Genomic DNA, 5,931 nt, shown 5'->3' with positions numbered 1-5,931 from the left:
CCGCCCGGCGCCCCGGTCAGCCCGGCCAGCCCCAGGGGGAGCCCCGGGTCGCACGCCTCCAGGTACCGCGCCTTGCCGTCCGGATCCAGCAGCACCGGCGGGGGGTGACCGAAGTCCAGGATCCGCAGCGTTCCGGGGTCCCCGGACGACACCTCCACCACCACGGCCGTGGTGAACCCCTCCACCCCGTCCATGCCCGTCCGTCGGGCGCCCTCGCGCTGCCACGCGCTCTCCAGCCGGTGCCCCAGTTCGGTCAGATCCGGCTCGGTGTCCGCGATCTCGCGGAAGGCGCCCAGGATCACCGTCACCGCCTCCGTCGCGCCGAGCCCCTTGCCCCGCACGTCCCCCACCAGCAGGCGCGCCCCGTACGCGGTGTCCACCGCCGCGTACAGGTCGCCGCCGACCAGGGTGTCCACCCGGGCCGCCTGGTAGCGGGCGGCCACCTCCAGGGGACCCACCCGGTCCGGCGGCTCGGGCAGCACCGCGCGTTGCACCGCCGCCGCCACCCCGCGCGCGGAGGCGAGCTGCCGGTTGAGCCGACTCACCACCAGGGAGAACGCCGACACGGTGATGACCGTCAGACCCCGGATCATCTCGTCGGAGACCAGGGCGGCGTGTCCCACGTAGATGGACAACAGGATCACCGCGACCGTGGAGACCAGCGCGGCGAACACGGTCTCCCGGAAGGACAGCAGCGCCGCCGCCACCAGCGGCGCGGCGGCGAAGAGCGGCGTGAAGGTGGCCTCCGGCGGCGTGAGGAGGTTGAGTGCCGCCCCCAGCGCGACCAGGCCCACCGGCAGCAGCCGGAGGTACCGGGGAACCGGTGCCCTCCGCTCCTCGGGGAAGAGCTGCAGGCGACGAGCTTGGTGCACTCCACCAATTTCCACCCGTCGCCCGACGAAAGCCACCCGGCAACCGACATAAAAACGATGAAGGGGAAAATCTCCCACGAATCCCCGGGGAACGGCCCCCTCCGGACGGGCGCGCACGGTCGTCACCCGATCCCGGCCCGCGACCACCGCACCCGAACGGATGACATTCCCCCGCCTCACCCATTCGGGGGGCCCGGGCCGCCGGCCGGGGCCGGGAGCGGGATGGGCCGCGGCCACCCGCCCCCGGAGGAGACCACCCGTGAATCCCGTGGCCGTCCCTCCGGCCGAGGCCCGGCACCGAGCCCGTGCCGCTGGAGCCCGCACCCGCCCGGCCGAGGTCGTCGATCTGCGCCCCCGGGTTCCGTGGATCGACCGGACGACCCGACCGACCCGCGGGTTCGCCCGGATCGGGTCGGCCCCGGCTACGCCGCGTGCACCGACGCGCCGGCCGCCGCCCCGTCCCGGCGGCACGCGCCGAAGGTCCGACCCTCGACCCGATCCACACCGGCCGGGCCCCGGCGGGGCTCATCGCCGCCGGCCGTGACGGGGACTCCACCCCGGCGGGACGACCGTCCTCCTCCACACCGGCGGGCTGCCCGGCCTCTTCGGCCCCCCGACGCCCTCGCCCGCACCGAGGCCCTGCTCGACTCCCCCACCGGGGGTGAGCGCCCGCCCCGGTTCGTACCGGGGACGGAACGAACCGGGGCCGGGGACGGGGAAAGCCGGAAGAGGGATGCCGGCCCTCCCCTCGGCCCCGTCGTTCTCAACCGGTCGGCGGCGAGGGCGGACCCACCTCCAGGCGCGGCCAGTCCGCGAGGTCCCGCAACAGTTGCCGGTCGTGCGTCGCCACCACCACGGCGGCGCTCGTCCCCCGGATCGCCCCGGTCAACTCGTCGACCAGGGCCGCCGAGAGGTGGTTGGTCGGCTCGTCGAGGAGGATCAGTCCCGGTCGCACCGCCAACACCAACGCCAGGTCCAACCGGCGCCGTTGCCCCTGCGACATCTCCCCGACCGGGGTGCGCGCCGCCTCGGCGTCCAACAGCCCGAGGGCCCGCAGCGGCACGACCTCGGCGTCGCGCAGCACCCCCCGGGCCACCAACCGCCCCACGTGACGGGCGTGCACCTCCCGGGCGGTGAGGCGGGGGTCCCGTTCGGCGCTCTCCTGGCCGAGCCCGGCGATCCGGGCCCCGGGAGCCCGGTGGACACTCCCCCGGTCGGGCCGCGTGGAGCCGTCCAGCACGGCCAGGAGGGTGGACTTCCCGGCACCGTTGGGGCCGGTCACCAGCAGACGGTCACCACCGTCGAGGGTGAGGTCCACCGGCCCGGCCAACCTGCCCTCCACGGCGACGCCGTGCGCCCGCACCTGCGGCGCGCCCCGCCGCACCCCGGGATCGGGCAGGCGCAGGACCGGGAGCGGCTCCGGCACGTCGACGCGGTGGGCCTCCAGCGCCTCCTGTTGCCGCTTCAGTGCCTGCACGACACCCGGCGCCCGGGACTGGCGTTGGTGCTTGCCGGTGCCCTTCTCCGGACGCCAACCGGTGGAGAGCCGGTCCCGGGCCCGGGACACCGCCTCCCGCAACCGCCGGTGCTCCTCCTGCTGCTCGGCGTGCTCCTGTTCCCAGCGTTCGCGTTCGCGCCGACGGGCCTCCCGCCAGACCTCGTAGCCGCCGGCGTACAGGCGCGGCGTGCCGTCACGGGTCGGGTCGAGGTCCAGGAACCGGTCCGCGACGTCCCGCAACAGCGCCCGGTCGTGACTGACGACGACCAGGCCGCCGGTGTGCCCGCGCAGTCGGCGGGTGAGGAAGTCCAGGCCGTCGGCGTCGAGATGGTTGGTCGGTTCGTCGAGCAGCAGGAGGTCGTGGTGCGCGCCGAGCAGGCAGGCGAGCCGGACCCGGTAGCGCTGCCCGACCGACAGCGTCGCCAGCGGCCGGTCGCGGTCGGTGCAGGCGCCGAGGGCGTCGAGGGCCACATCGACCCGGCGCTCGGCGTCCCACGCGTCGAGCCGGGTCGCGACCTCCAGCGCGGCACCGTACCGGTCGTCGGCCCCGGGGACACCGTCGGTCAGTGCGGCGGTCGCCGCGTCCAACTCGGCGAGGGCCGCGAGCGAGGCGGCCAGCGCCTCGGAGGTCAGGGTGCCGACGGTCGCGCCGTCGCGGGCGTCCAGTTCCTGGCGGGCCAGGCCGATCGTGCCGACCCGGTGCACGGTGCCGGCGTCGGGCTCGATCTCCCCGGCGAGGAGGTGCAGCAGGGTGGTCTTGCCGCGTCCGTTCTCGCCGACGACGGCGATCCGCGACCGGGTGGAGACGGTGACCGAGAGACGGTCCAGGACCCGTCGGGGCCCGCGGGTGACGATGACGTTCCCGACCCGGATGTGGGCGTCGCCGGCCGGGCCGGCGGACGGGGAGACGGAGGGGGAGACGGAGGGGGAAACAGCCGGGGTCGAGGACCCGGGAAGAGGGGTGGGGTTCAACGGTGCTCCGCAGCTCGCAGGGGAGCCGGGCAGCGTGGGTCGGCCGCCCGGCGGGGAACCGGAACGGCGAGCGCGAATTCAGCAGGGGGTCAGCAGGGAAGGCGCGCCGCCGTCAGCGGCGGAGTCGGACCTTCTGCGACCAGATACCTCGTGCCATGGCGCCAGGGTAACAACGCGGACCTTCGGGGTCACCCGATATACGACCCGTCACACCTCCCCGCCCGACCCCCGAACGCGCCTCCGGGTGAGCCGGTGCGCCCGCTCAGGCATCGCCCACATGTGCAACCGCCGCGAGTTCCACATGACGGGCGGCCCGGAGGAGATCCATGGCACGGATCCGGTCCGTCCCCTTTCCATCCGGGGCCGTGGAGTTCAGCCGCTCCCGCAGTGCCCGGATGCACCGCTCCAACAGAAGGCGCTCCTCCACCCCCAACGGCCCGCCGGATTCGAGGCAGGCGTCGACGCAGCGGTGCAGGTCCGCGGCGACCGGGTCCCCGGCGGCCGGCGGGAGCCAATGTCGGTCGCGCAGGAACGACAGGCAGTGCAGGGCTCCCTTCCTCGGCGCGCCCCACCATCGCGCTTCCCGGTACGGGTTCCGCTCGGTCGGGTGCGGTTGACGTGCCCCCCGTCCCTTGGCGAGCCGTCGCTCCGCGTCGAACAGTCGAAGCTCGGCGTGCCACGCGTTCCTGCCGGCCTCCAGCACGTCCAGCGCGCGGAGCAGGGCGCCCTCGTCCGTGCGGTAGGGGCCCGCCTCGGCCTCGAGAAAACTCAGCGTCGCGTGGAAGCCGAGCGGCCGATACAACTGCACGCAGGACCGGAGGCGCGAGACGCGGAGTCCCCGGGGGAGCCTCACATCGCGGGCCTGCCGGGCAAGGTTGTTGAAGCTCACCCGGCGAGGCCAGCCGCGCGTCCCGATCCGCTCACGGGACTTTCGGTCGCCGGTGGACCGCTGTGTGGAAACCCCGGAACGGGCCCCGTGGCCACGAGAGCGTGATGACCCCCATCCGGGCCGCTGCCCACCTCCGGCCCATCCCGCCGGCGTCCCGACCCGGGCGCCCCGCCCGGTGGGTGGGGGACACCGACGAGCCACCGGCCCGGCCGGCGGTTCCGACCGTTCGGCCGAGCGGCGGCCGAGCAGGGGGCCGTCACGGCTTCCGAAACGGCAACGACCCCGGGGCGGATGGTCTCCGACCCGGGGTCCGGCGGTAGGCCGTGTGGGACTCGAACCCACAACCAATGGATTAAAAGTCCACTGCTCTGCCAATTGAGCTAACGGCCCGCAGGGAGCAGCATAGCCGTCCGCCGAGGGCGGGTCGCGGGCGATTCCCCCCGGCGTGTGCCGGGTCGATGGCGCCCCCTCGGAGCGGGCGTGCCCGCCCCGGCCGGAAGCCGCCGCTCGCGCGCCCGGCGCATCCGGCGCGGCCCCGGCGGGACCGGTGCCGTGGCCCCGGACCGGGCCCGGACACGGGTCCCGGCCCGCGCCGGGATCGCCCCGGGGAAGGGGACGGGCGCGGGCCGGGGCGAGAGGCGGTCGAGGGGTCCCGACCGTTCCCGGCGGTGCGGACCGCCGGGGCGACCCCGGGAGGGACTCCGGGGCCGGGCATCGGGGCGGGCCGGGGCGGCCCGCCGGAGCACCGGGGTTGTGCCGGTGCGCGTCAGGGCAGCGGGGTGCCGCCGGTGGCATTGACGATCTCGGCGGTGATGTAGCTGGCCTCCTTGGAGGCGAGGAAGACGTACGGAGGTGCCATCTCGGCCGGCTGTGCCACCCGGCCCACGGGGGCCTGCGCGCCGAACTCCGAGGTCTCCGGGAGGGTGGAGGGGATCAGCGGCGTCCACACCGGCCCGGGGGCCACGCCGTTGACCCGGATGCCGCGCTCGATGAGCTGGGTGGAGAGCGACTGGGTGAAGTTCTTGATCGCCGCCTTGGTCATGGCGTAGTCCATCAGCGGCGGGGACGGCTTGTACCCCTGTACGGAGGTGGTGTTGATGATGCTGCCGCCCTCGGGGATGTGCGGCAGCAGGAACTTCGTCAACCAGAACATCCCGTACAGGTTGGTCTTCATCACCCGGTCGAACTGCTCGGTGGTGATGGCCTCGATGCCGTCGGGCTGGGCCATCTGGTAGGCCGCGTTGTTGACCAGCACGTCCACGCGGCCGAACTCCTCCACGGCGCGGTCGGCCAGTTCCCGGCACTCCTGCTCCTCCCGGAGGTCGCAGGCGACCGCGACCGCTCGGCGGCCGGCGTCGGTGACCAGGCGGGTGGTCTCCTCGGCCTCGCCCTTCTCCTCGGGCAGGTACGTGAAGAGCACGTCGGCGCCCTCGCGGGCGAAGGCCAGCGCGACGGCGCGGCCGATGCCGGAGTCGCCGCCGGTGATCACCGTGCACAGGTCGCGCAGGCGGTCCGAGCCCCGGTAGGACTCCTCGCCGTGGTCGGGACGAGGGCTCATCTCCTCGGTGTGGCCCGGCGGCTCCTGCTCCTGCTCGGGGAACTCGGGCCGGGGGTGGCGGGTGGTCGGGTCCACGCGGCGGGGCTCGTCGGACACGGGGATCCTCCTTCGTGGTGGGACGTTCGTGGTGGCACGTTCGTGG

4 protein-coding genes and 1 tRNA gene are annotated in these 5,931 nt (G+C 74.7%); all 5 read right to left on the bottom strand.

All coding sequences use genetic code 11. The features are described from left to right. On the bottom strand, positions 1 to 872 hold an 872-nt coding region (locus tag FOE67_RS14065), incomplete at its 3' end, for a PP2C family protein-serine/threonine phosphatase (RefSeq protein ID WP_323384909.1). Between the two features lie 763 nt (positions 873 to 1,635). Next, the gene (locus tag FOE67_RS14060) at positions 1,636 to 3,342 is read right to left on the bottom strand and encodes an ATP-binding cassette domain-containing protein (RefSeq protein ID WP_182664173.1); all 1,707 of its coding nucleotides are present in this window, start codon (positions 3,340 to 3,342) and stop codon (positions 1,636 to 1,638) included. Between the two features lie 262 nt (positions 3,343 to 3,604). Next, positions 3,605 to 4,231 (bottom strand): hypothetical protein, encoded by a 627-nt coding sequence (locus tag FOE67_RS14055; protein WP_228473876.1) that lies wholly within the window; start codon positions 4,229 to 4,231, stop codon positions 3,605 to 3,607. Positions 4,232 to 4,548: 317 nt separating this feature from the next. Beyond that, positions 4,549 to 4,621: transfer RNA gene (locus FOE67_RS14050), tRNA-Lys, on the bottom strand. A gap of 376 nt (positions 4,622 to 4,997) precedes the next feature. Then, positions 4,998 to 5,885, bottom strand: coding sequence for an SDR family oxidoreductase (locus FOE67_RS14045; RefSeq protein ID WP_182664170.1), 888 nt, complete (start codon positions 5,883 to 5,885; stop codon positions 4,998 to 5,000). Positions 5,886 to 5,931 lie beyond the last annotated feature (46 nt).

Source organism: Streptomyces calidiresistens, from assembly GCF_014141525.1.
GTDB lineage: Bacteria > Actinomycetota > Actinomycetes > Streptomycetales > Streptomycetaceae > Streptomyces > Streptomyces calidiresistens.
This window is presented reverse-complemented; position numbering and strand designations above follow the sequence as displayed.